The following is a 26,458-nucleotide window of genomic DNA, read 5'->3' on the forward strand; positions in this document are numbered from 1 at the left end:
CTTACCGGGCCGGATTGAAAATAAGCTCGAAGCCTTTTTTACGCTTCAGCTCGAAGAGTCGATTGAGCGCAGTTATCGGCATACCCATTTCGGCGACGACGATTGTATCGGGCTCTATGAATTTGGTTGCGCTCTCGATCATGTCCGGCGCCACCTTGGAATTGGCGCCTGGGTCTATGACGATCATGTTGGAGCCGTCGTCAGCGACCATAACCAAGGCCAAGCCCGAGACTTCGCCTGCACAGACCGTGATTGCGTCAGTGCAAACGCCAGCTTCCATAAGCGATTTTAAAAGCGACTGACCGGCACCATCATCACCGAGATGCGTGTAGAAGTGTGGTTCCAGGCCGAGCCGGGCGGCAGCAACGGCTTGGTTCGCGCCCTTTCCTCCAGGGTGACGGGTCACCGTACCCATCAGGCTTTCACCCGGCGTTGGAAGCCGCTCGATATTGAAGCACAGATCGAGATTCGTCGTTCCGAAGAACATCAATGGCCTGACGCTCATTTTACGGCACCGAAGGTTAGGCCGCGTTCAAGATGACGCTGACCGATCACGATCAGAATGACGGGAATGATCATCGTCACGACCAGCCCTGCGGCCATGACCGGGTAGAACTGCACGCCTGGGTTTAGCAGTTTGAGAAGAGCCACCGTTACCGGCGCCTTGGTCGAACTGAGCATCAGACCTAAGGCGAAGTTGTGCCAAGCGAGTAGGAAGATGAGCAACGATGCCCCGATGAGGCCCGGCTTCAAAAGCGGCAGCACGATGTGCACCACGACTCGAACCGGTTTGGCCCCATCCATGGCGGCTGCCTCCTCTATGTCTTTTGGGATGTCTTCGATATAGGAGCGGCTCAGCCAAACAATCATCGGCAATGTAACGACCTGGTAGACCCAGATCATCCCGATATAGGTGTCATACAATCCGATCGTCTGAAAGACGCTGAAGAGCGGGATGACGACCAAGAGGACCGGGGCAAAGCGGAAGCCCAAAATGAAGAAGGCAATGTCTTCCTTGAAGGGTATGTCTCGCCTGGCTAGGACGTAGCCGGCTGGCACCCCAATGAGCAGAGAGATGATTACTGAGCCCACCGCAATGACGACGCTGTTCGTGATCGGCGTTAAGAAGTCGACTTTGATGGTGCCATAGCTGGTCGCTCCGGCCTGGGTGACATCAAACAGGACACGGAAATTTTCCAGCGTCGGCACGAACAGGAAGGTTGGCGGCCAGGTCATCACTTCAGCCTGCTGCTTCAGCGAGGTCATCGCGATCCAGACGAGTGGAAAGGCCAGGATCAATGCGCAAATGCCGACGAGCAGGTTCAGAAGCAAATTGGTGCAGGTCGAGCGCTTCAATCGCATGATTGCATCCTCAGCTTACGCGCTGCCGAACGAAGCGCCATAGCTTCACCAGGGCAAACGTTCCGATCAACACGATCATCCAATTGACGACCATCAATGCGGCACCACGCCCAAAGGCGAGGTTCTCTAACGCGGTAATGTAAGCTCGCACCGAAAGTACGGAGGTGCTATTCCCAGGCCCACCTTGCGTTGTCCCGAAAATGATGTCGAACTGATTGAGGGATTCGATCAGCCGAAACACTGCGGCGATCAGAATGTATGGCGCAATCAGCGGAAACTCGATGTGCAGGAAGGTTGCCCACGCCTTCGCGCCATTTACACGCGCGGCCTCCTTGATCTCTTCATTGATGCCCTGGAGACCGGCGAAGATGATTAGCGCGAAGAATGGCGTATAGGTCCAGACGTCAATAAGGACGAGCGAGAACATCGCGGTGTTTGGATCTGAAATCCATGCAAATCGGCTTATGCCCGCAAGGGAGAGCAGGTAGTTCATAATCCCGTTTTGCGGGTCCATCATTGTCGTCCACATGAGCGCAACGCTCATCGGAGGCAGGACGAGCGGCAAGAGAATGACGGGCCGCATCACACGCGCAAGGAAGACGTCAGTCGCGAACAGCTTGGCAAGCGCCAGACCGAATACAGCTTCCGCAAGCACCGCCGATCCGGCGTAAACAAGAGTGGCACGAACGCTGTTCCAAAAATCTCCTGTCTTGATCAATGCCGCGTAGTTGTTGAGGCCGATGAAGTGGACGAGAGGCCGACCGAACTTGAGATCGGTCAGAGACTGAAAGACGCCATACAAAAACAGGAAAAGAAAGCCAAGAAGGACGATGATAGCAGGGGTGATTGCGGCAATGCTCCACCAATCAAGGCGCGAATCCTGCGCGCTCCTGACCGCCTTGTCTTTTGACAAGGCAAGTTGACTGGTCGAAGACTGTAGCGTCACTATTCCGTGGGATCCAGGAATGTCCATCTCACTTCGTCTTTACAATGCAGGGGGCGGCGATGATGCTCGCTGCCCCAGGCGCGTTTCACATCGACGAGCGGATCTCGGAGGCGAGGTCGGCCAGCGTGGCCTTCACGTCAGCTCCATTGACCATTTTTTGCATCGCGACGGCCCAAGCATTCATTGCTTCTGCAAAGCCGACACGAGCTGTAAATGCGAGTTTCGCTCTGTCCTGCACGGTCTTGAACGTGTCCACGAAGTTGTTGAACTCTGGTCTTGCCGCATATTCGAGCCAGGCCTTGTCACTCCAGGTAGAGGCACGCGGAGAGTTAACGAGCTTGCCGGCAACGGCGCCGTTCAGTCCGACCTGCTTTGACGTTGCCCATTGGATGAACAGCCAGGCTGCCCCCTTCTTCTTTGACGCGGCATTCATCGCAAGAGACCAGATCCAGATGTTGGATTCGAAATTCTTGCTGTTCGGGGCGTGCAGCGGAGGCGCGAATGCGATCTTCCCCGAACCGGGCTTGCCGGCCACGTCATTCCAGAAACCGAACATATTGGAATCGATCGCCATCGCCGTCCGTCCCGAACTGATGCCATCGACCACCTGGTACCAATTGTCGTTGGCAAAGGATGGAGCCGCGCACTTCTTGATCATGTCCACATAGTCCTTGTGGAACGCGATCGACTCCGGCGAGTCGAGGCCAGTGTCCGCCTTGCCATCCTTGAGAACGAAATCATGCACCCCATAGGACCTGGCAATCGAGATCGCAGCCGTGTGCATGCTGCTCCAAAATCGCACGCCGCGCACGCCCAGAGGTGTGATCGCGGGGTCCGCGGCCTTCAGTTTTTCGCAGGCGGCGGACATCTCCGGCGGAGTCGTCGGGACTTTAATGCCGTACTTGTCGAGGATGTCCTTGCGGTAGAACAGCTGGATGTTCTCAAAGCCATGCGCAATGGCCCAGACCTGTCCGCTTCCCGGCTCGATCTGCCCTTCTTTGACCTTCCAGGTCAGCGCATCCCGAAGTGCAGGGAAGAAATCCTGGTAGTCGTAGCCCGCCGCCGTGAGTTTCGGATCGTTCAGATATCTGTCGAGCGGCTCAAGCAGTTGACCTGGCGCAAGATCCCAAGCTGGTTGAATGCCCGTCCCCACGACGTCCCAACTCGGTGACTTGGTACTGAGCTGGATTGTCAACTTATTCCAATAGGCATCGTCCGGATAAAGCTCGGGCGTCAGCTTGATGCCCGTGAGCTTCTCGAACTCCGGCAACTGGGCTGCGACCGCGTCGGCATACGGATGAATGTCATAGGCCCAGACGATCGAGGCGCCTTCAAACTGGCGCCAATTGATGTCGTCCGCCTTGGCTTGGGTGAAGACCACGGCCATTCCAGCCAAAAGCGTGGAACAGATGAGCACGTTTCGGGCAAAACTCATCCAATAACCGCGAGAAGCGGCGAGCTTCCTTGTCATCATTCCCTCCTCTAGGCTCTTTGGCCCGTAAATCCACGCGCCCTCCTCTTCCAGGGCCGCGGTGCAGGGATGCTAATCCGTCATTTTTCCACCTTGAGGCGGTTTTCAAACCAACGTTGGGTAACATTGGGTAAGATCCAAATTCACGCTTGGGGCCGACGATGCACCTGATAGGTAAGACAGCACACGGTCGGGTTCGTGAAACACGTCCTTCTCGGCGAAGCATGATCGCTTTCGCTGACTTGGCTATCGACCTGACGAGGGGCGCGGCCTTCGGACCGGACGCGCATGCGCCCGGCACGCTTGACTTCCAAATAGCAGAAAGCAGGGGCGCCAGTCCCGGCCGATTCGACCGCAGTCGATAGCTCGTCAGGACTGAGAGGGTCAGTGGCCGGAATCCGAGGGGCAATGAGTTCGAGAGTCCGTCATCATCTCGGGCGTATCGAAGTTGAGCCTTGCTTTCTTGATCGGCGTACGATCTTGCGGTGTGCTAGCCATGTTCGGATTATCCACGCTGGCTGTCCAATAATCAGCTAGATTGCCGCCCAGAAACAGGACCTCGGTCTCCTCGCTCGGTATTCCCCCTAACCAATCTCGCAGCTCCTCATCTCCGGGAGCATGCCCACGCTCTAGGGTCTGTTGAGATTCACCTGGAATGGATGATGGCGGTGGCGAGGTAGATCATTGCCTCGAAGCTGCTGTCTGTCTTGTCGCACTGCATCGCTACCCGTTTGAATTCCTTCAGCTTGCCGAAGAAATTCTCGACCAGGTGGCGCCATTTGTACATGTCCTTGTCGATGTCCAGAGGCTGGGCGCGCCTTTGATGCTGCGAGATGACGATCTTGGCCTTGCGTGCGTTCAGCTCTTCGATAATCCAGTTGGAATCAAAAGCCTTGTCGGCGATCAAGCCGCCGAATTCGAGGTCCTTGATCAGGGGCGCGATGCCGACGGTGTCAAAGCGATGGCCGGGGAGCAGGATGAACCGCACCAGGTTCCCAAGCGCGTCTGTCAGCGCGAGGATTTTGGTGGTCCAGCCGCCCTTCGACTTGCCGATGGCCTGACTTTTGGTCCCCCTTTTGCGCCCTGCGCATGGCGGTGAACTTTGACGATTGTCGCGTCGACCATGGCGAACTCCATATCCGGATCATCCGATACAGCATCGAAAATCCGCTTGAAGACGCCGGCCTTCACCCAGTCGCGATAGCGCTTGAACACTGTATTCCAGTTGCCGAACGTTGGCGGCAGATCTCGCCATGGGCTACCCGTGCGGGCGATCCAGAGCACAGCTTCGAGAAACAAACGGTTGTCACCACCTGTGCGGCCGGGGTCGGTGATCTTACCCAAACAAAGCGGCTCCATCTTCACCCATTGAGCGTCCGTCAAAACGAATCGGTGCATTCCAAACTCCTTTCGGAGCTTGAATCACGGACGTTCCAATCTGTGAATCTTGAATCTCAACAGACCCTAGAATATCGTTGATCTTTTTGATCGGCCAGGCGGTGACGCTTGGTACCGTATAAGTGTGCAGCTTCTTAGCGTTCTTTGCAATCGCGTTCGCGCCATTCTCGCTGTGGTCTTTTGAAAGGAGCAGTCGCGAGGGGGTCTGGGACAATGACACAAAAGCACTCTCTGTAACGCCTTTCGTGTGCCATGCCGCGAGGCGCGCCATATCAATTTCGTCCTCCCTTTCGTCGTCCGAGCAGATAGCAGCCTTATAAACATGCGGGCTAGCCTGAGCACGCAAAGCCGCTAGGGAACGCACATGCGCGATGGCACTCACCTCCTCGTCTAGAATGGGCTCACAATCGATGTCCTCGTTCTGAAAACGGTGCAGCGGCAGATACGATGATGCCACCACATCGTCGAAGATGCGGTCGACGTCGACACTGCCGGCAGAAGATCCGGTGGTTCGTGGCCACTGTGCGGCTCGCTGCGCAGCGAGTTTGATCTCGTTCTTCAGCGCCTTAACGCTCGCTCCGGCTAGCGATGCGGCAAGTTCGGCGCGCCCCCTGACGAAGGATGCGGCCGGGCACCGCTCGCTTTCCTGGATGGCGCACGCTCTCCGATTGCCCCTCGTCACGGTCGAGGGTGATCCAATCCGGGAATCCATCGAAGCGGCAGCTGAATCTGATGTTCGGTGTGAGCGCAGTTCGCTCAGCTGCTGCTCAAAGTCCGCTTGATCCGGCGACGGGGGTGCTGGTGAGCTGGTTTGTGCGCTTATAGCGCCGCCCGGTGTATCGATATTCATCTATTCCCCTCGCGCATGGGACGTTCAGTTTGATCTTGGCAGGTGCGGCTTTCGAGAAGCTGACAAGAGGAAAGGAATGCGACCGACCGCCAACTTTTCGGGGGCTTCCCGCTCGGCTACCGACGCTGCGGGAGAGCGTCCCACGAACCTGCGTACCGCCAGGTAATCCCGCGTCTTCGGCGCGCCTGATGGGTTATGGGATAACGTTGCGGCTGTGTAGCTCCACACAGCCGCTGGTAGAGTGCCCACAGCCGTGCTACCCCACATCCTTCACGCGGCTGGAAGTCGCGCAGAGCCTCGGAACGAAGCCACTTAGCTCCACAAATAGAATCTGTTCGTGCCGGCTCCGACTTACCCAGCTAGTGTTTCCGAAAAATAGCAATCCCGGCATCCTTGGCGCGTTCCTCGAGTGAGTGTGGCGGTCGGGCTGGCCAATGGCTCACTTAAGTCTCTAAGCCCGTCAGCTTGTCGACAGCTGATCCTAATAGAGTGAGAACCAGAGAGCGACACTATCTGCTCAGGATTGCGAACCGACTCAAAGCGGGAGGGGACATGGACCCATTTAACAGCATCAACCCATTCGACCGAGATTTCGCTGCTTACAACGCCGCGGTGCCACAACCGCAACAGCAGCAAGCGGAGTTTGAGCCGTACTTGGATGAAGTGCCGCAGCTTGATACCACTGTCGTCGCAGGGATTCCTGTTTCTCCAGATCGCTACTATCCTCATCTGTCTGACGAAGACCGCAGACTCACCGAGGCGTTGGAACTTGGGCACCATAGGGCCCGCGGTCCTCATCCCGAAGACGCGGTCGCCAGACGCGTCGGGGACGCGGCTGCGCAGCACAGCGCGCCGCAGGAAGCTTTGAGTTGGCCGAAGGAGCTGACTGCGGAAGATCACGATCAGGATCCGCTGCGAGGGATGATGGGCGAAGCCATCCTAGCATCGTCTCTCAACCCAATCGCGCGCGACCACCAGACACCGGATCCCGTTCGTCACTTCAACTGGAGCGACGGCTACCAGCCGGCTCCGAATGAACTGACCGGGAGCGCCTCCCTTTCAAGTCACGCGGCCCTCATGGGTGAGGATTACAGCGGGCAGTTGAGTCCTGCGAAGAGGCAGAGGACGCTAAGCCATGCGGAACTGGATGCAATTGAGCGCCAGCTGAGCGAGCCGGGCAATTCAATGGCTCGTGTGCTGATGGAAAGCGCCGGCGCACCGTCGCCTTTCGGGCCAGCGGTCGGTTCGCCATTGGTCCTTCCTGAGCAAGATTACGATCAGGATCAGCTGTGGGCGATGGTGAAAGACGCCGGCCCATCATCGTCTCTCGAGCCAACCGCGCGCCATCAGCAGACCCCGGATTTAGGAGTGGTCGTTCGTCCCTTCAACTTCCGGCAGGGCGACCAGCACGCGTCGGCTGCGCTTGAAGGTAGCAGCATCCCGCCGAGCCAGGACAGCCGACCCAACAGTTTCGTGGTTGACACTGACCGCTACACCGCGCTGTTCGTGCCCGCGGCGGCGATGAGGCAAAGCACGCCACTCAATCCGCCAGGCGCTGCCATTCGTCCCGGCTTTCGACCGGAAGACGTTCCGCAGCCCAGTGCGCAGCCGGCGAATCGGGCCTCGCAAGCGCGGCTTGGACGGTCGACGGAAAAAGCCGCTCCGACGTCCTCCAGGGCTGAGACGACGTCCCCAGCGGTCCGCGAGATTTATGCTGCATCATGGGCCGTTCCCGAGAGCTTTTCGCACGGCACCCAACCCGCCCCGCACACGATGGTCTCGAAGCTCGGCCGCTGGGGCCTCTTGCCGGACACGGCGCAGCCGGAAAAACAATATGACATTCGCGGCGAGCGCTACACCGCCCTCTTGGGGCCTGGAGGGCCCAACGACGTTCGGCTCATCCATCATCCACGAATGTAGACGCCGAGGAACACGCCCGACGCTAGCAGCCCGTCCAGATAGCTCTGATATCGGGGTTGTTATTGGACGATAAATTGCTCCAGCGACTCTTGCGACCTTGGCAATGGGGCGGGCGGTGCAACTGAGCGCTACCCGTCCCGATGAACTTGCGCGCAGCATCGCTCAGCGACTCGCTCGTTGAGCCGAACAGCCATGGCCCGTTTGTCATTTGCGAAGAGCCAGCGGCCAAAGCTGCGAAGAAACCTACGGTGTTCTTGACGGTACGTTTGGCGGCATTGCCCGATGAGGGCCTCCTCAAGCCCTGAAATCAGGGAAGCATCCTCGGAGTGAAGAGGCTGCTTCCCGCGCCCCATTGAGGTCCCCGTCGACTGAGCTGGCTGCAAGGCCGATGACGACGGTCTAGTCGTCCATCAGCCCCAGATACACATCCTGGTCGTCGCCTTCCGCAGAAAGCTCCTCTGGCCAACGCCGGGCTGCAGCGGCGTCGTCGATCCGGCTCGAGTCTATCAGTGCCGTGTCCTCGAGATCAGCAGTGGTCGGGATACCGTGCACGATCTCCATCGCTTTAGCGCCGAGCGACGACTTCCGCAGCTGAGCCAGTGCTGCGCCGACGTTGCCGCCAAATGCTCGATAGAGATCCCCTTTGTTCGATAGACATTCCTTGGCGCGCGGTGGCGCACGCTCGCGAACGCGCTTTCGATGACGTTGGTAGCCCTCTACGCGGAGTTCGCTACATCTGTTGTGCCAACCTAAGGCTTCGTTACTGACTCGCTTTACCGGCTAATGTCCGCAACGGGTCCTGGCAGTGAAAACACTCGGCTGCTGTTACGAGTCCCTTGTGATTTTAGGGGAATTGATGAGGCTCTTTATGAAGAGGCAGATCGTGGGCAGCGGACACTGCTGCCCGAATGCCTCGATGACTTGATTGACGAGAGCAACCCGGTTCGCGTGATCGACGTATTTGTCGCTGCGCTCGGTTTGGCCGAGATGGGCTTTGAGGTTGCGAAGGCGGCGGCCACCGGTCGGCCCTCGTACCATTCGCGTCAGCCATTCTGAAGTCGGTCCTGCCTCCAGCGCCACCCGCTCAACTTGACTGATCCAAGGCTCAAGGTACCCCACAATCGATGGCGCAGAACAAGCTTTCCGGTCCCGTCGACCTCGCATATCGCAAGGAGTTTAGGGAAACATCCAGGCCGACGTAGATCATGGCTGTCCCCCTCGGATGGAACGGATTCATGATCGCCAGGCAAAGGGGCTACTCGGCAAATAGGCCAGGCGATCGGGACCGAATACCCCAGCTCTTGCGAACAGCGGCTACGGTCAATGTTGTGGGCCAGAGTGGGGAGACCTGCGGTTAACGCCTGTCGGAATTCGTAAGACGCGACTGTTGATGAAAACTGGCGACGAAACCTTCTTCTCGAACTAACCCTGGAAGGCTCAGGGTACGCATGATGATAGGTGATTGACTCATCGTCCGCCGGACGCTGGCCGCAAACGCGCCACCTAATTGCCTCGTCGCCCAATCCCGCATCCTCCGCAACGTCAAACTATTTTTCGAATCGATCGACATAATACTCAAAAAATAAAAGCCCTATTTTATATCACGATGTTAGCTTCCGCGCGCTGGCGATATGCCGGTCACTCTGGAGAAAGTGGATGAATACAACCGCTATCAATGACACCCTTATCAAGGACACGGTGCAGGACCTCGGGGACGCTACCGAGCTCACAAAAGGCTTTGGGGGCTCGTGGCGCGCAGAACACACCACGGGCGATTATTATTACATGGATGATTCCGATTGACGCGGACCGTCTTGATGGGATGGGGCTTCGGCCCATCCCATCAGTTTGAGGGCGCGGTGGGCAAGGGATCGCTGCTGTGAGCGACATATTACGTGCGTGGTCTAACGGGCGTTGGATCAGCCTCGACCTGCAATCCAATCGTTACAGCATGACTACCACATCTGTAGCTTGTCCGCAGGAACGTGAACGGCTAACCGAGACGACGGCAAAGTTGCGCGATTGCCTGAGTTCACCGCCAGCCTTTCTCCCACCCCTCCATCTGGTGTGGCACTATGCGCGTGCGGCTCATGCTGCTCGCTTCATTCGCAGCCAGACCATCGCTCGTCAACTCGACTTTTTACGTGCCTCGCGTCGCGGTACGGCACCGGTGTCCGTGGGAGTCGAAACAATCCGTTACTACGCCAGCGTATTCCAACATCTGCGCAATCTTCGGTTCCGCCGCCCGCGCTGTCTTGAGGATTCCGTGGGGGGCTATCTTTTTTTCTATCCCTACATCGCATCGCTCGAGCTCCTCGTGGGTGTGAAGCAGCCACCTTTCACAGCCCACGCCTGGCTGCAATCTGGCGACCTCATTTTGAACGACGCGAAGCGTGCTGTGGAGGACTACAGCGTCATCTTGAGATTCGAGAAATGAGACTCAATGCAGACGCGCTCTTGGATTCAGCCAAGGAGCTTGCCACCATCGTTGTAAACGGCCGCGTGGAAATTACGGTCCTCAACGATATTGTTGACGCCGAGACCGGCATGCCGAGTGAATTGGAACCAACACACTTCAAAGGCACGTCTCTGCCGGAGATTGTGGCTCTGCTGCAGGAGCGGTACGCTGGCGATGCGGCTTTCATTGTTCGCGCGCCAAGTGGCATCGCGATCGTACGCCCCGCTTTCTCGGAAATCCCCATCTTCTACCAGGTCAGACATGATGTGATTGAGTGCTGGGCAGGACTGAAGCTGCCAGATGCCGCCTTGGCGCAACGCCGCACCTTCAACTTTGGCTATTTGACCGGCCTGATATGCAACGCGTCCTGGTTGACCTCGGAAACAGGGTTGTGTGGGATTTTCGAGCTACTGAGTGGCGCGGCGCTCATCGTCTCGAATGGCACCTTTCGGCAAGTCGATTTTCTGGCGGGCGCCGTGGCCAGGCTCAACGCGTCGGCGGCCTCCTTCGAGGATGACGTGGCCAGCTTTCGCCAATTGATCTCGGCAAGCGTCGCTCACAAGACGCGCCGCTATGGCGGTGCTTTCAGCATTGAATGTTCCGGGGGCCTTGATTCGTCGGTAGTGGCGTTGGCTGCGGCCGACCTCCATCGAGATAGGCCCCTCTCCCTCCTGAACAGCTACTCAGAGACGGACGTCAATGGTGACGAACGCTTCTTTTTTGCCGCGCTAGCCGAGCAGGTGGGCGGCGCGCCAACCTATGTCGAAGCAAATGCTCGCTCGTCGATGACCCACCTATCGTCAGAATTGCTGGCTCCAACGCCGCGACCTTGTAAGCTAGCCGCCACGATCGCCACAACGGCTCAACTTCACGAGGCTGCGCAGGCTGCAGGATCGCGCTTGGTGCTCACAGGAGATGGAGGCGATCAACTATTTCTCAGAATGCGCCGCTTGACGATGGCTAGAGAGTTGCTTGCCGAATCCCGATCGCCACGAGAGGCATTGCGCGAGCTCGCCGGCCTTGCGATTCAGGCTCGAGCGTCTGTCTGGCGTGTTCTTCGCGACGTGATCACCGGTCAGAGCAGCCGGGACTTACGCCGGCATATGTTCGGTGATCTTCGATTTCCGCAGTCGCCTGTCGCATCAGTGCCGCCGGATATCCGTACAGAGCTCGTACCTGGCGCCAGGTCCCTACGCCACCTGCCGACGTCGCGACTGTTTCAGTTCTTCGGCATGCGTAATGCGGAGCTCAATCGCATCGCACTACAAGACATTGCGGTAGAAGAGCGAAAGGCGTTTGTATTCTGGCCGCTCATCAAGGCAGGTCTCGTCACGGCTCGCCGACATCATCACTCAAATGGAATTGATCGTGCACTTGAGCGCGAGGCCTTCCGGGAAGACTTGCCCGACGTGATCTATCATCGGGTTGGCAAAGGTGCCGGGCGCGACATGCTAATGCGGTACGAATATAGCGCCTTGGCGTCACGTGTCGAGCGTAGTGCATTGTATCGGTACGGCTTGATCTCCCGCGATCTCCTCCGTTCTGCTATCGACAATTTGTCTTACGGCTCAGCGTTTGCACTCGTTCGTATCTGCGCTGTTGCCGATTGGATGGATCTTTATGAACTCGGGTAAGCCGCTCTTGCCCCCGCTCCAATGGGACATCATCAAGACGAGCCTGCAATCTTCCCGCCTCCTTGTCGCGGGCTTCCTGCTCACGACCATTGCAGCGTCCGGCTGCACGGTCGCCGGGCCGCTCTTGTTCTCACGGGCCGTCGCCCGGCTGGCCAGCGCGCCGCCGCTTTATACGCTCAGTTTGTTGTTGCTGTTTGCCGTTACGGCCGCGCTTGCTCGGTGCTTGCAGGAGCTCAAGGCGGTTCTGTCAAGCAGGCTCGAACAGGACGTTCGTAATCTCTCCAGCAAGAAGATCATGGCCGCTCTGGTGAGCGCTGAGGGATCGCTGTTTGCTCAAAACAATCCGAGCAAGATTTCGGCAATGGTAGAGAGTTGGCACCAGTCCAATAAGATCTACATCCAGCTCTATTTGATGGTCCTGATGGGCGGGGTCGCCGATGTTGCGTTCTCGTTCCTTGCCGTCGGTGGAGCAGCCAATTGGTTTGTGGCGCTGTTCGTCGTAGCCTACGGCGCCCTCCTCGTATTGATAACGTGGAAGAGCAATACGGTTACAAAGGTGTATCAGGCTCAGGCGCAGGCCTCAAGTAACGAGGGCTCGAACGTTTTAGGAAATGCAATCGAAAACATCGTGTCGATTAGGGTGTTCCGCGCTCAGCCCTGGATAGCTGCGTTGTATGACCGCCAGACCGCCGCCACGCGCCGAGCCTGGCTCACGTTCTATAGCATCCGGTTGCGCTATGGCGCTTTGCAAGCGACCCTCTTGTTCGTTCAGTATGCCTCGATCTTGGGACTTTCGCTGTGGCTCTATGATCGGTCAGGCGAGATAGGTGGGCTCGTCATGGTGAGCATGATCCTGGTTCAACTGAACCGGCCCTTCGAGCTTATCGGCATGTCAATTCGGGACATCATCGTTGCGCGTGGCATGACCGGGCCGCTGCAGGCGCTGCTTGATGCACATGCCCCAGCGGCACGACCCGCTATGCTCAAGCGTACTATGCCGATATCGGGCTCAATCACCATTTCCATCAGCGCGCTTTCGTTTCGTTACGAGCGAGCCGCCTCGCCGCTTCTGTCTGGGATAACGGGCGAGTTCAAGCCCGGCGTGATCAACTTCGTCGTCGGACGGTCGGGCGCTGGCAAATCGACGCTTATGCAACTCCTGCTAAAAATGCATCATGGCTACAGCGGCCTGGTACGCGTTGGCTCCCTCGACCTGGCCACGATCGATCCGGAAGATTACTTGGCGCACGTAGGTTACGTGCCCCAAGAGCCCATGATGATGAATCTGAGTATCCGCGAAAACGTTCTGCTGGGCCGCCCGTTTTCCGATGCGGACGTGTTCCACGCGCTACAATGCGTCCATCTGGCTGATAAGGTGACTTCCTTGCGGGACGGTTTGGGCTACCGGGTCGGCGAGCGGGGTCAATTGCTAAGCGGCGGCGAGAGGCAGCGCCTTGCGATCGCCCGTGCACTGATCGCAAGGCCCCGGCTGTTGCTCCTCGACGAGGCCAGTTCCGCACTGGACGAGCAGACCGAGCGCGGAATCTTCGACGAACTTCGGCAACTCGCGTCGGACACGACGATCATAGCAATCACGCATCGCCGGGGCGTGATAAGTCCACATGACTACGTGCTAGATTTGTCGTGGTCGGCATCCGCGAGAGCCTCGCATGTGCTCGCATAACTTCCGTGACCCGGCGTCTGAAAAAGTCCTGGATGGCACGGGCTGCGGCTTTATGCTGCCCTTCTACCATCAACGCACTAATACTTTGGCTTTCGACAAGCAAATCGCTGTAGTACGTACGCGTTCCCATTGCGCGTGAAAGGTAGACATAAACGACGTCCGCGACGTGATCCGCAATGTGGCGATGCTGTTTGACCAGCAACGCGCGCCGATAGCACTCGCCTACTTTCAAGAAGAGTTTGGCGGGATCCTCATTGCTCGCGTAAATGGGCTTAATTTCACCGCAGAAGCTTGCCGCCACTTCGTCAATTAGCTTCGCCTTGGTGAAATCGCTGATGCTATCGACATACATTTGCGACAGCATATTGCAGAACAGGATGGCTTGGTGTGGGTCGATCGGCCGGGCGTTGAACCCCTTGTGGTCGACATTTTGCACCACATCGCGCTCAGTCAGCCGTATCAAAGCCTCTCGTACGGGCGAAATGCCGACGCGAAGCTCATCGGCAATGTCGGCAGGCTTCAAGGCTGTGCCGGGCAGCCAATGGCCCAGCAGTAGGCGCTCGCGCAAGGCCTGGAATACCGGATGCTCTGTCTCAAAAGCCATGATTACTCGCCCGTTCAACCGTCCTGACTGAGGCGGCCAAGTGGGCCTCACCTCTTGGCACAGCTCATGCCGCCCCGGAAGCCATGCGCGGTCCGGTGCGTGGCGAAATGGCTACTGGGGTAGGCCGCCATGGCAGGCCTTCCGCCAGGGCCACGAAGCTCTGCCGCCGAGCACGACGTGGGTATGTCCAAAGCGGAATAGGCGGTCGGAACGGGTAGAGGCGATGATCGAGCGGCATTTCTGCTATTGTGCAACTCGCGCAAAGAAGCAGCGTCGCAGCCACTATTGCCAACGTCGGCGCCAATATGTTGGTTTCGCTGTTCATGATGTTGCGTCGGCACTCGCGGTCCTCCGTGATCATGACCAACGAGCCGGGTGGCGTTGACAGATTGAGTTCCGCCGTTCCTTTTCATGGTCCGCTCGTTGTCAAAATGGAACGGCATTCCGCACCACCTAATCCGCTGGTCGAAAATCAGGAGTCCAGTTCAGTTCCTCGCTCGCCGAAGATGCTGAAGATATTCCAAATGGCTCGGCAATGTGCGGACTAAACCAGCTGTTCGATCCCGCACTGCTTGGAATGCCGCGAAGGCGGAAGGAACTTGCATCGGGTGAACAACACCGCCACCATTGCTAATGAAGAGCGTTGAGACCGTCCAAACCGCCCTGCTTTTCGCTGATAACGGGATTCCCGCGGCGTGAGCCTAAGTTTGAGACATTTGCAATCCTTGTCGTTGGACAGCCTTCGCGTGGTCGGGGACCGTCCTCACCTATCTGAGATACAACTTGACGCTGCGTGCGATTCAAGTGATCTGAGGCCGGCAAACTGGACATTTTTGGCTGGAGTTTTCGCCGCCGAATCCTCTCGGCTGGGAGGAGCGACAGATGATGAAGGCCTCAAAATTTTCCCAGAAGGCGTTCATTCTCAAGCGGTTGCGGTTGCGGAGATCTGCCGCAGGGCCTGAGTCAGCTAGGCGATCTATTTCAACTGGAAAAGGAAGTACCACGGATTGCTGCCGACCGAGATGCGACGGTTGAAGCAGCTCGAGCTTGGCCGATCGCACCTTTGGTGCGGAGTCGTCGCCGATTGCTTCCTGACGGCTGCGATCGCAAGATCAGAGCAGGCGCCACCTGTTCGGCGCCCGCCAATTTTGTCGCAAACCCGCCACTGCACAGCAGCGCAATGTCTGGGGCCGCGCGACAACTGCAGCGGGTTCTCTTATTTGTCTTTGCTGGCAAGGGCCGCGATCAGTTCAAGGGTTCAATGGGGTCGCAAGAGACTGGCATTTTTATTGCACACGTTATCATGAGCTTCGTCCTGACAATGCTTCAGTCTACATGTGGACTGGCGCACTGGCCGTGCCAGGTCATCAAGGTAAAGACGTGTGCGGCAAGTGCCAACGTGCGCGGCCTGACTGGTCGAAATGTTCAGGCCAGCGATCGCGCTTCACACGGATCGAGGATGGCCAGGCAATTTAGTCAGGAAACGCCGGACTCGGTCCTCGATGCCGCAGACCAACGCTTGACCCGCCGCGCCGTGTTGGGTGCAACGATCGGCAATATTCTCGAATTCTACGACTTCGGGACCTATGGCTTTTTCGCGATCCAGATCGGCCAAGCGTTCTTCCCGGCAAGCGACCCGTTCGCCAGCCTCATGCTGTCGCTCGCAACCTTCGGCGCGGGCTTTGTGACCAGACCGATCGGGGCCATCGTGCTCGGCTCGTATTCGGATCGGGCCGGGCGCCGGCCCGCGATGACCGCCAGCTTTGCCATGATGAGCGCCGCGATCCTGTTGTTGGCTGTTACGCCCTCGTACGAGACAATTGGAATTGCAGCTCCGCTGCTTGTTATTTTCGCACGTTTAGTGCAGGGCTTCGCGCTGGGCGGTGAGGTTGGTCCGACGACCGCGTATTTGATGGAAGCGGCCCCGAGCGAAGGGCGCGGTCTTGCTGTCTCATTTCAACCCGCCAGCCAACAGATCGCCGCGACGGCCGGAGCGCTCGTTGGAGAAATACTCTCCCTCACCATGACGAGCGAGGCACTCAATGCGTACGGATGGCGAATCGCGCTGTTGCTCGGCGCCGCTACGTTACCGTTCGGACTTTGGTTGCGGAGCACCCTGCCCGAAACGTTGCACCGCCCCGAGACGCCAGCTCTGGTCATCCAACCTGTAGGGAGATCGCCTGCCGCTCGCCGCATCATAAGCTTGGGCTTTGTCATCTTGGCCAGCTGCACGATCATTACTTATGTCACGGGATATATGACCACCTATGCGCTGAACACCCTGCACGTTTCCGCGCCTCTCGCCTTTGGTACTACGCTCGTCAGCAATACGGTAGGAATTGCTGCCGCACTGCTGGGCGGCTGGCTCGCCGACCGCGCAGGCCGTCGGCACATCATGATATGGCCGCAGGTCACTGCATTGCTGATGACTTATCCGGTATTCTTGTGGATTGCAGAGAGCCGCAGTGCCCTCGCACTTCTCGGAGGTCTCGGCGCGCTTACCCTGATCGGAACGATTCCGTATAGCGCCTTCTATGTGAGCATGGCCGAAGGTTTGCCCAAGAACATTCGTGGTCGCGCCTTCGCAACGATCTACGCTTTTGCGATAGCGATTTTCGGAGGCACAGCTCAACCAGTCGTCACCTGGCTGATCCACCTTACCGGGAGCGCGCTCGCGCCCGCCTGGTACATGCTTGTTGCTGGCGCGGCCGGGCTCTTTGCCATGCTCATGATGCCGGAGACGGCCCCACTCAAATTTAGAGCGCGGCGCACAAGTAAAAGCCCGTCATAGCGCCGGATAATGTGATCACGGGGCCCTTCCGGATGATATCGCGCGCTGCCTCGCGCGGGCCGCCCAGAATGTACGTCGCCGCGGCGCCGACGCTCTGAAGGAAGCCATGAAAACATAGTTGTGTCCGGATCCAGCCACCGCCAAGATCCAAGAGCGCCTAAAGCGGCCCAAGAAAGCGCGGCCTACGGAGAAATCTTCCCCAGAGGACCTTGAGCTTTCAATTCCACCCCCGGCCCCGGCCGACCAATGAAGAAGAAAGTTGAGTGGCGCAAAATATCTAAGCTTGGTACCGAGACCGCAGGGCCCTTCACAGCAGGCAAGACCAAGGCTTACGACGCCCACTTGACTGCACGGGCGGCGCGCAATCGTACACACCACGATCCTCCAGGGGCCCTGAAGCCAGCGACCCGATCGTGAGATCCGTAGTGGCCGGCCAGGTATAGGCCGCACCACTTGACCTGACCCAATGATCGATGGCGGCTAGCAGACTGCATTTATGACGCTACGCCGGCCTGCGACATCAGTAAGTACCGCGCCAGACGCTTCTCACTTCGTCCCTGAACTGATGCCAGGTAAATGGAAGCCAAAGATCGACGATTCTTTTCATCGGACGCGACTGAAGCGCGCTTGCAGCATATGCGCCAAAACAGGAGCTATCGAACCAGTGACCACAGCACCCGGCCACTCTCGCACTGCGCGCGCTACATCCGCAATCTTTCTTCCAACGAAGGCGATTGCGAGAATGTCGATCTGACGTCTTCGGACATCCTTCACAGAAGTGCGCCTCATATCCAACTCTTTTCAGGACGGGGGAGCTGAATTCTTGCGCGAGGAAGCGCAACGGTCAATTGGTCGCGAGCCGCCTATTCCCGGGCGGGCCGCAGAGCGGCCTGCAGGCTGGCGCTGCTTTTCCCAATGCTCGTCCTCGGACCGTGAGCGCTCTCGAGAGCCTCGATCTTGGCCTGGATGGCCGCAAGCTTTTCTGTGTGCTCGCGCTCGCGCAGCGCCGCCTGCGCTTTCGCCCTCGCCTTCTCGCGCCGTTCTCGATCCCTTTACCTGGCCGACTCCTCCCGCAGACGATCGGCCTCTCGGCGCAGCTGTTCCTTTTCAATTCGGCTGCGGCGTTCCGAGCCTGCCGATTGCTGATCTCGCGAGCGGTTCGCTTCGCCAGCTTGTCGATGCTGCCTTGTCGACGAACTCATCAATCTCGGCGCATTTATGCAGAACTCCGGTCTAGGGCAGCCTGAATTCAAGAAGAGCCTGTTCCGACAGCAAGTCGGCCGATCGCCAATCGCACGCCTGTCCCTGCCGCCTGGGATCGAATGTTAGTAATCGGCGCCCTAGAATATTTCACATCCACCGGAGCAGGGGTCGCGAACTCCGTCATAGACGCCGAGGATCGTCTCTACGCCTGGGTAGCTCCGTGACCTGCGAAAGCATCTCGTCCAGGAATGCAACCTCAAGTGCAGACAGTCAACGCCCGGGCTGTTCATTCACTTCGCCTATGTCACTGACAAGCCGCAGTCGGTCAGGTCGACCACGACGTCGGTTGTAGAAACGACGCCTTTGCGATGAGTGATCGCCAACACGGTCACATCCTTGGCTAGAGCGCGCATATGGTCCATAATGTCCCGCTCGGTTTGTTCGTCGAGCGCCGAGCTGGCCTCGTCGAGAAGAAGGATCGCCGGCTCGCCATAAAGCGCCCGGGCAATAGCAATTCGCTGGCGCTCCCCGCCGGAAAGTTTCAAACCGCGTTCTCCAACGGCTGTGTCAAATCCTGCCGGCAAAGTCTCGATAAAGGGGAGAATAGCGGCTTTTTCCGAGGCAGCGCGAAGGCGCACCTCGTTGCGGGGCCGTCCTAGTAGGATGTTGTCGGCCAGCGACTCATTGAGCAACATCACGTCCTGCGGCACGACAGCAACTGCGGCATACCAATCCGCGCGATCGACCCCCGCTATATCGGTTCCATCTACCAGAATACGACCGCAGTCTGGTTCAATCGATTTCAAGACGAGCTTAAAAATTGTCGACTTTCCCGATCCGGATTCACCGACAAGGAAGGTGATCCCGCCGCGCCCAGCCATAAACGAGACGTTCGTAACGCCACGACCGTTGTCGTAGGCATAACCAATGCCCTCGAAAGATAGCTGGCCAGCGGAGGGCGTAAAATCATGAGCGTGAAATGTTCGCCGCTCTTCGGGGGCGGCCCACAGTCTCGCTAGAGGGATGAGGTCGGCTCGCGACCTCGCCACGTCAGAGATCGCTCGCGCAACCATCTCGAATGGCATATTGAGCTGGAGTAGAAGCGTGTTGAATAGCACCATATCCCCGATGGTGACCGCCCCAACCTGGTATTCAGGTATAAGAAGGAAAAGCGTGACCGCAAATTGTAGCGCGACGGCTGGGCCGAGCACGGCGATGTAGGCAAGGCGTTGCAACACATAGGATCGCCAGTTATCACGCACCTCCCGCGCCTTCATCGTAAAACGCTGGCTCATCCAGGTATGACTGCCGAAATAGCGCAAGGTGTCCATGGCGTTCATGACGTTGCCAACGAAACGCTCATTCTCCTGTCGGGCCTCGCTGGCCCCATTCAGGAACACGTACGCCCGACGCGTGGAACTCCACGTCAATGTAATCGCGACTGCCCCATAGACGACAACGATTGCAGCAATCTGGATATTGAGGCGCGCACCGAGAGTAGTGAACGTAAGTAGAAGTTGCGTTGCAGCAGGGATGAAGACGATGGTCACAAGCTGGAGCAACGCCGTCAGCGCGCTACGCCCGCGAGCGGCCGCACTCTGTATCTCCACTGGATTGTGCTCAAGAAAAAATGCCGCGGTTTTCCTCAGGATGCGATCGAAGAAGCCTGTTGCAGCGATGAAGCCCAGGTTCTCGGCTGTCATAAAGGAGAGATACTGGAGCATGCGCTGCAATGCGGAGGCCACGCCGAGCAGGACCGCATAGCCAGCGAACCCCCACGCAAGCACCGACATGTCTCCCTCGCGCGGGAGACGGTCAATGAGACACGAAAATACATAGGGCGCTGCGACGCTGCTCGCGCTGGAGATCAGCGCCACTGCGACAACGACGAGAAGCAACCACCGATCAGACCGCCAGTACGCATGCAAAATTTCGGAAATCGGTGACAACGTGCTGTCGTTCGACATGACCTGCGGCGGATCGAGTAAATGGGCTTTGCTTAGGCTGAAAGAGCCGACATAGTCTTGTTCGCACGGTTTCGATTCCATGCGAGCTCACATAAAGACGCTCCATGCAAGCTCGCCGGAATTTACTTTTGTGTACCATTGCTTGGCTTCAAATCAATCGGTCCAGCACCGCCATCAACTCACCAACCCTAGTAGGTTGCCGTGCGTCTTCTCACATGAGAAATCATATTTTGTGGCTTCGAAACCGCTGCCGCGCCACCCTATCCGTCATTTTCTGGAGCCTAGCTCGACAGCACGAGAAGTACGGGTCGGAACAGGCGTTACGGGCGGAGAAGGAATGAAATTGGGCGTTCACGTTAGTCGACCCGATGGAAAGAGACATCAAGGAACATTTTCAGCGGAGGGGCACTCGCGGGCGGAGCCGCGACGCTAGAAGCTACCTCTTCACCCGATCATTCATCTAGCTTGGACACTTTGCGGTCAATGAGCGCGAGCGACCCGGCGACGCATCTGAAACACTTTCGCCGCCCCACGATTGCTCGCGGTTGACGGCCCCGCGATGCACCGCCGTGAACCGTGCATCATACGGGGCTCTCGGGTTCCGACGAGTCCGCACGATCTTGCCAGAATTTCTTGCCCCCACGCCCGTTCGCCTGAAGAAAAAAAGCAAAGCACGACAGCCATGACGTCCGAAAACCGAAACATCGAGCCGATGGATGCTTTCGGGCGTAGTATCGAAAAGCATCTATCCTGAGAATTCGACCAGTTGCACATCGTGCAGGGGCTCGGGTCGGAACGCAGCGTCGCTGCTCAAAAAACGACTTTTCCGTTCACTTAACCTACGCCGATTGAGCATTTGCGCGATTGGCGATCGTCACTCGACTGGATGTTAGTGAGCAGTCGCTCAGATCCTCTTACAGAAGACGATGGCGCGGATTGCTCCATCTGGCAGTGTACCCGTACGAGAAGAGGATGCGGCCGCTATCGGAGCAAGCGGCCGCACGAGGCTCGATCCTCATTCTCTGCTTGATTGTCTTCCGTTTTCAGTGTTGTACGCACGACGGATCGGTCAAACAAAAAAACAGGTCGCAAATACCATCCAACGGATCATCCGCGCACTGGGGATATGACGTATCCGCTACCTGCACCTTGGTGGTGGCCGGTTGCGCGGCAACCTTTGCAACAAAAGTCGGCACCGCCGCCATTGCAAGCGCGAGGGCGCTCGTAGTCACAAACACGAATCTTTTCATTCGAGAAATCGCTTCCCTAGGTTGGCCCCAGCCGTCCTCGACGTCTATATGACGAAGCTGCAAGTGGTAAAATTGATTTTCTTGATTTGATCTATCTACGGAATGGATAAGTTCGGACATCACCATATGGCTTTATCTTAAGCCGCTCGGAACCTGCAAAGGCCGTTATGGTCGAGAACTCAACTTGTCAACGAGATCGCCCGGGAGATCAAAAGCGACGTGATGCACCGGGTGCTTGGGGGGCACGGCTCGAGCTGTAAAGATCGCTCAGACCCAGAATTTGAATTGCTGTCGTGAGCTCGCGCCATGACTCAATGGACAGCCCCCGCCAAGCTGATCGGGCTGCGGAGACACCGCCTACTGTTCCGGCGATGCCACCGTTGGTCGCTCGTGATGGCGACTGAAGAAAGCAGGGACATGACTGACCATAGGCCCATGTACGGAATTTTCTCGGCGGCGCTCGGCGCCATTGTCATTTGAAGAGAAGCAGCTCCGACGTCTTCGGCTTGAGGCGCTCAACGAAGAACGACGAGCCCCAGCATCTTCCGGGGGCCATGGAGGTGGGATGCTGGGGCCATCGTAGCCTTATGCAAGAGTAGCAAACAGGCAGCGTTGTTGTGTACCGCCCGATTCGATTCGTCAAAGCGCCCGGGATGCTCAGCTCCCCTGCATCCGGACCACGCGCAAGCTCCGCCGAGGATTTGCGGCCAGTTCGCGGCGGGCAGACAGGCGAAAGCGCTGGTACATCCGAGCGGATCGCCGCCGGCATCAGGCACATGTTTCTCCGCCTGCCGCACTCAGTGGCCTAGGGTCTGTTGAGATTCAAGATTCACAGATTGGAACGTCCGTGATTCAAGCTCCGAAAGGAGTTTGGAATGCACCGATTCGTTTTGACGGACGCTCAATGGGTGAAGATGGAGCCGCTTTGTTTGGGTAAGATCACCGACCCCGGCCGCACAGGTGGTGACAACCGTTTGTTTCTCGAAGCTGTGCTCTGGATCGCCCGCACGGGTAGCCCATGGCGAGATCTGCCGCCAACGTTCGGCAACTGGAATACAGTGTTCAAGCGCTATCGCGACTGGGTGAAGGCCGGCGTCTTCAAGCGGATTTTCGATGCTGTATCGGATGATCCGGATATGGAGTTCGCCATGGTCGACGCGACAATCGTCAAAGTTCACCGCCATGCGCAGGGCGCAAAAGGGGGACCAAAAGTCAGGCCATCGGCAAGTCGAAGGGCGGCTGGACCACCAAAATCCTCGCGCTGACAGACGCGCTTGGGAACCTGGTGCGGTTCATCCTGCTCCCCGGCCATCGCTTTGACACCGTCGGCATCGCGCCCCTGATCAAGGACCTCGAATTCGGCGGCTTGATCGCCGACAAGGCTTTTGATTCCAACTGGATTATCGAAGAGCTGAACGCACGCAAGGCCAAGATCGTCATCTCGCAGCATCAAAGGCGCGCCCAGCCTCTGGACATCGACAAGGACATGTACAAATGGCGCCACCTGGTCGAGAATTTCTTCGGCAAGCTGAAGGAATTCAAACGGGTAGCGATGCGGTGCGACAAGACAGACAGCAGCTTCGAGGCAATGATCTACCTCGCCACCGCCATCATCCATTCCAGGTGAATCTCAACAGACCCTAGTCTAGCTTCTCGCCCGAGCGCCGATCTTCGCCACGCCTCGTAATGGCAGCTTGCTTGTCGGCGACGCGGATCGCCGGCTGACAAGCCTCTGTGGTGCGTGTTCTCTTCCCCGGGCTCCATCCTGTTGCGAGATGGAGCCTGAACGATGCTGCTCAGGCAATCCGCCGAGCCGATCCGGAGGCATGAAGCTGCCACCGAACGGCACACTGCCGCAAGACAACCAGCTCACTAGATCCCCAGTCGAGCCATCTGCGCCGACACCTCCGGATCGGGAAGGGGGTGCCACGGATGGCGGCCACCGGCGGTGCTCAACAAGGACCTACAGAACGCAGGGGTGAGCTTGCCGCGATGGATCACGATGTTCTCGTGCCCCTCGGCGGCTCGAGCGCTCTGCCAGTGCTGATTGTAGCCGCGCTGTTGGTCGGACTTTACGTGGCAAGCGGCGAATTCACGATCGCCGAGCGTTGCCAATTGCCAGGCATGTACCGGCCGCTTGGTATGGATGTGCACCCACATCGGATTTGGCATCGCGCCACCGCGCAGCGCCCTGGGCTGCAGCTTGATCTCGAACAGCGTCCCTGGCTCTCCCTTCAAGGCGCGCGGTGGATCCACTGAAGCCAGTTCCCCCGCCGCCCGCAACTGCTCAAGGTACTTTTGCGACGGAAACGCATAGGTCTTCATGCAATCGCTCGTGATTGCTGCCTTTCGAGCGTTCAATGAGTTTGCCTGTCCCTGCACCTCGGACCACATCCCCTTGAGCCGGACTATTTTTTCGTGCACTTCGGGCACTTGCGCAGCCGTGAGCAGGCCACGTCGGCGAGGCTCCTCCAGCGCGGCTACACAGGCCTCAATCTCGGCGGCCTGCGTTTGCAAGCGATTAATGACGAGGTCCAAGACGTGTTCGGCGTCCTCGGGCTTCATCTGGCGCGCTTGCGAGACGGCGCTTTGCTGAGCCGGCAGATTAAACTGCAGCAGCTCGTCCAGTCGCTCGAGCAATCCCGCCAGGGCTTTCCTGGAGGGCGGAGCCTGCCACATCTGGAGGTGCTCGGTGGCAGAGGTTGACGCCCTCGCGCGTGCCTCCTCCGCGGTCGCGAGTTTCTTGGTACCGAGATCCGAGAGCACGATAACCTTGCCTGTCGGGGCCGTGGCGGCATCGGGTCTTGCGAGTTGCGGCTCGGGCGGGCGGGCCGTCGAACTCCCCTCGCCTGCGGCCGCTGCGCGTCTTCCCTTGCCCTTTCTGCGCGCTGGACTGCCTTCGCCCACGAGGGCAGTATTTTCCGGCAGCGCAGCCCAAGCCGGCGGTTCAATCGTGGCTGGCGTCTGTGGCTGCACTGCCAACAGCCGCATGACTTCGTTCGCCGTAAGCCACGCACCTTCCACGATCTCGTCCAGCAACTGCAACGGAAGGTCAGCTCCCGTTCCGGCCGCCCTCAGCGTGGCGACCATGGAGCTCACCCCCGATGCGAATTCCGAAAGCCGCTCCATGACTCCTTCCAAAACGGCGCGATGCTCAACGTCGAGCGACGCCCCGTTGCTGTTCAGAACGGCCTCGGCGGTCGAGACGAATGCCGGAAAAACATCTTCGATGAAGGTCCCGAGCAGACGCACCCGCCCGCTCTCGTCCATGAGGGCGCCGCGCACGTCTGGTTCCAACGTGCTCGCTTGCGAGTTAATCAAGAGCTGCGCGAGAGCGATCCGCGATTGCAGATACAAGCACTTCATATTGAGCGCCCAGCCGGTATGCAGCCTTAGTGCGGCCTCTTCGGCGTTGCGCATCTCGGGCGTGCTGCTTGGCAAGTCGGCAGTAGCCGCGCAGACGGACTGCATCCGCTCCGAGCGCAATGCCTTTTTTCCCCACCACTCCATGCAGGCCCCATAGTGTTCCGCCACGCCTGCAACCACGCGGCTTAGCTGGTCGGGCGTAGCGGTGTCTCTGATCTTCTCGAGCCAGCCCGCTGCTTTCTCTCTGCTCTTCTCCAGGGCGTAGATAATCTTGGTGGCCACTTCGTTACACTGGTTCGCCGCATCCAGCGTGTCGTCGCGTAGCCGGCGAGCCCGATCGTCGGGCAGAATGCGACGCGCCAGATTGGGGGGCAAATTCGCGTAGTACTCCAGAACTGTTGAGCCTGCTTTGACCACTTGATCGATCAGCTCTTGCGCCTCTGGCAAGTTCCGGGCGCGCATGGCCGCTTGACGGCAAGTTTCAAACTCCTCAAGCAGGCTGCCCAATTTTCGCTTTGCTGCCTTGATCTCATCCCGCGTTGGCGCCGCCACATCCGAAGTTGGTGGCGGGTTCGCAAGCGCCGCAGTTCTATCTTGAGGTCCGGAGCGCATCCGCTCCACCACGGCGTCGAAGGAACGACTGCGTTCCCCAGCGAAGAGGCCGGGCTCAAGGCTGGCACTGCTCATTTGCCCGGTGCTGTCGGCTCCTGCGGCCCCAACCTGCGATGTGCCAGCTCGGCCAATGCCTGTCATATTTTATCTCCGCTAAAGTCGAGAATGCGCAGCCTCTCTGGATAGACCGCCTGGCTGACGGCTAGCTGACCAAGAGCGTTCTTCCGGATGCACAAGAAAGCCGATGTCGCCTTGGATTCCATTTTCCATTGCACCTCCTGTGTTGCTGAAGACAGCGATGCGGGATAACGGCGTCAGTTGCGGGATAATCAGCTGAGACGTGACCGCGGCCGACGTGCACTGGTCAAGATCTGCGCTGTGGACTGCGACAGTACCGGCCGCGAGGCGATCCGTAAGAGGCCCGCGCCTATGCCGGTGGCTCTTTCCACACGAACTGGGCCAAGCCATCCCAAACGCTAGAGAGCAGCCGGGAGACCGCTCGCTTCCTGAACGGCGAATGTGATCAGGCAGGAATGGCCAGCGTATATCGATCGGCAGACCTACGACCGCCGCACGCGTCCGCTATCCCGTAAGGAGCTTCGACAAAAGAGCTTACCAAGCCAACGGCCATCCGATTCCCAACCAAGGCCCTTTGTGGCCTCGCCGTCGTGATTGCCTGCTACCAAATGTTTGCGGCCTGGCAGGCTGTCGAACAGGTTGCGGAGCTCAGCCGGATCGGCTCTGTGGGCGAAGTCACCTACGACGATGATCTCGTCGTCCGGCCGCACGACGGCGCGCCACGACGCAGCCATCGCCTCGTTCATCTCGCGTCCGTTCGCGAACGGCCGGTTACACACTCGAATAATGCCGTCCGCTTTGTCCGGCGATGCGTGGAAAAAATGTGGATCAGCGTAGAACCAGGTCGTCACTGCAGCTTTCCCC

At 58.3% G+C, this 26,458-nt stretch carries 18 protein-coding genes and 3 pseudogenes; 9 read left to right on the forward strand and 12 right to left on the reverse strand.

The window, feature by feature from the left end:
• Window position 1: 1 nt before the first annotated feature.
• The 6 genes from LRP30_RS45105 to LRP30_RS33830 form a co-directional block, all read right to left on the reverse strand.
• A complete protein-coding gene (locus LRP30_RS45105) occupies window positions 2-505 on the reverse strand; it encodes a PfkB family carbohydrate kinase (RefSeq protein ID WP_256477637.1) in 504 nt (167 codons plus the stop codon).
• Window positions 502-1,362 carry a carbohydrate ABC transporter permease gene (locus LRP30_RS33810; protein ID WP_249757620.1) on the reverse strand — a complete coding sequence of 287 codons (861 nt, stop codon included), beginning with the start codon at window positions 1,360-1,362 and terminating at the stop codon, window positions 502-504. The genes LRP30_RS45105 and LRP30_RS33810 overlap by 4 nt, the downstream gene beginning before the upstream one ends.
• Before the next feature lie 10 nt (window positions 1,363-1,372).
• A complete protein-coding gene (locus tag LRP30_RS33815; protein ID WP_249757621.1) occupies window positions 1,373-2,335 on the reverse strand; it encodes a sugar ABC transporter permease in 963 nt (320 codons plus the stop codon).
• Between the two features lie 58 nt (window positions 2,336-2,393).
• Window positions 2,394-3,782 (reverse strand): extracellular solute-binding protein, encoded by a 1,389-nt coding sequence (locus LRP30_RS33820; RefSeq protein ID WP_249757622.1) that lies wholly within the window; start codon window positions 3,780-3,782, stop codon window positions 2,394-2,396.
• A gap of 643 nt (window positions 3,783-4,425) precedes the next feature.
• Window positions 4,426-5,177, reverse strand: a protein-coding gene (locus tag LRP30_RS33825) for an IS5 family transposase (RefSeq protein WP_249757623.1) whose coding sequence is annotated in 2 segments (ribosomal slippage) — window positions 4,426-4,847 and window positions 4,847-5,177 — 753 coding nt in all. Because the reading frame shifts where the segments join, the coding sequence is not laid out codon by codon here.
• Window positions 5,116-6,027 carry a hypothetical protein gene (locus tag LRP30_RS33830; RefSeq protein ID WP_249757624.1) on the reverse strand — a complete coding sequence of 304 codons (912 nt, stop codon included), beginning with the start codon at window positions 6,025-6,027 and terminating at the stop codon, window positions 5,116-5,118. Before LRP30_RS33830 ends, LRP30_RS33825 begins: the two co-directional genes overlap by 62 nt.
• Window positions 6,028-6,579: 552 nt before the next feature.
• On the opposite strand from LRP30_RS33830, the gene LRP30_RS33835 reads away from it, so the two are divergent.
• Window positions 6,580-7,947 carry a hypothetical protein gene (locus tag LRP30_RS33835; protein ID WP_249757625.1) on the forward strand — a complete coding sequence of 456 codons (1,368 nt, stop codon included), beginning with the start codon at window positions 6,580-6,582 and terminating at the stop codon, window positions 7,945-7,947.
• 399 nt (window positions 7,948-8,346) lie between these two features.
• Here the strand turns inward: LRP30_RS33835 and LRP30_RS33840 are convergent, their stop codons facing one another.
• Window positions 8,347-8,508, reverse strand: coding sequence for a hypothetical protein (locus LRP30_RS33840; protein WP_249757626.1), 162 nt, complete (start codon window positions 8,506-8,508; stop codon window positions 8,347-8,349).
• Window positions 8,509-8,799: 291 nt separating this feature from the next.
• Here LRP30_RS33840 and LRP30_RS33845 point away from each other — a divergent pair.
• From LRP30_RS33845 to LRP30_RS33865, 5 genes and pseudogenes are all read left to right on the forward strand, one after another.
• A pseudogene (locus LRP30_RS33845) lies at window positions 8,800-8,985 on the forward strand (IS5/IS1182 family transposase); the annotation flags it as partial.
• A gap of 618 nt (window positions 8,986-9,603) precedes the next feature.
• Window positions 9,604-9,750, forward strand: coding sequence for a hypothetical protein (locus tag LRP30_RS33850; protein WP_249757627.1), 147 nt, complete (start codon window positions 9,604-9,606; stop codon window positions 9,748-9,750).
• Between the two features lie 76 nt (window positions 9,751-9,826).
• A complete protein-coding gene (locus LRP30_RS33855; protein WP_249757628.1) occupies window positions 9,827-10,384 on the forward strand; it encodes a lasso peptide biosynthesis B2 protein in 558 nt (185 codons plus the stop codon).
• A complete protein-coding gene (locus tag LRP30_RS33860; protein ID WP_249757629.1) occupies window positions 10,381-12,039 on the forward strand; it encodes an asparagine synthase-related protein in 1,659 nt (552 codons plus the stop codon). Before LRP30_RS33855 ends, LRP30_RS33860 begins: the two co-directional genes overlap by 4 nt.
• On the forward strand, window positions 12,026-13,723 hold the full coding sequence (locus LRP30_RS33865) for an ABC transporter ATP-binding protein (RefSeq protein WP_249757630.1): 1,698 nt from the start codon (window positions 12,026-12,028) through the stop codon (window positions 13,721-13,723). The genes LRP30_RS33860 and LRP30_RS33865 overlap by 14 nt, the downstream gene beginning before the upstream one ends.
• Here the strand turns inward: LRP30_RS33865 and LRP30_RS33870 are convergent.
• Entirely contained in the window at window positions 13,632-14,327 is a 696-nt protein-coding gene (locus tag LRP30_RS33870; RefSeq protein ID WP_249757631.1) for a GntR family transcriptional regulator, read from the reverse strand. The genes LRP30_RS33865 and LRP30_RS33870 overlap by 92 nt on opposite strands.
• Window positions 14,328-15,212: 885 nt before the next feature.
• On the opposite strand from LRP30_RS33870, the pseudogene LRP30_RS33875 reads away from it, so the two are divergent.
• Both LRP30_RS33875 and LRP30_RS33880 read left to right on the forward strand, forming a co-directional pair.
• Window positions 15,213-15,373: pseudogene (locus LRP30_RS33875) on the forward strand (transposase); the annotation flags it as partial.
• 413 nt (window positions 15,374-15,786) lie between these two features.
• A complete protein-coding gene (locus tag LRP30_RS33880; RefSeq protein ID WP_249757632.1) occupies window positions 15,787-17,118 on the forward strand; it encodes an MFS transporter in 1,332 nt (443 codons plus the stop codon).
• A 1,502-nt stretch (window positions 17,119-18,620) separates the two neighbouring features.
• On the opposite strand, the gene LRP30_RS33885 is transcribed toward LRP30_RS33880, so the two are convergent.
• Both LRP30_RS33885 and LRP30_RS33890 read right to left on the reverse strand, forming a co-directional pair.
• Window positions 18,621-20,369: an ABC transporter ATP-binding protein gene (locus tag LRP30_RS33885; protein ID WP_249757633.1), complete on the reverse strand. Its 1,749-nt coding sequence runs from the start codon at window positions 20,367-20,369 to the stop codon at window positions 18,621-18,623.
• Between the two features lie 962 nt (window positions 20,370-21,331).
• A complete protein-coding gene (locus tag LRP30_RS33890; protein WP_249757634.1) occupies window positions 21,332-21,664 on the reverse strand; it encodes a hypothetical protein in 333 nt (110 codons plus the stop codon).
• A gap of 788 nt (window positions 21,665-22,452) precedes the next feature.
• Here LRP30_RS33890 and LRP30_RS33895 point away from each other — a divergent pair.
• Window positions 22,453-23,165 (forward strand): annotated as a pseudogene (locus tag LRP30_RS33895) (IS5 family transposase).
• Between the two features lie 245 nt (window positions 23,166-23,410).
• On the opposite strand, the gene LRP30_RS33900 reads toward LRP30_RS33895, so the two are convergent.
• Both LRP30_RS33900 and LRP30_RS33905 read right to left on the reverse strand, forming a co-directional pair.
• Entirely contained in the window at window positions 23,411-25,657 is a 2,247-nt protein-coding gene (locus tag LRP30_RS33900) for a hypothetical protein (protein ID WP_249757635.1), read from the reverse strand.
• Window positions 25,658-26,076: 419 nt separating this feature from the next.
• Window positions 26,077-26,445, reverse strand: a complete 369-nt coding sequence (locus LRP30_RS33905) for a metallophosphoesterase (protein WP_249757636.1) — start codon at window positions 26,443-26,445, stop codon at window positions 26,077-26,079.
• Window positions 26,446-26,458 lie beyond the last annotated feature (13 nt).

This window comes from Bradyrhizobium sp. C-145 (assembly GCF_023375135.1).
Taxonomy (GTDB): Bacteria; Pseudomonadota; Alphaproteobacteria; order Rhizobiales; family Xanthobacteraceae; genus Bradyrhizobium; species Bradyrhizobium zhanjiangense.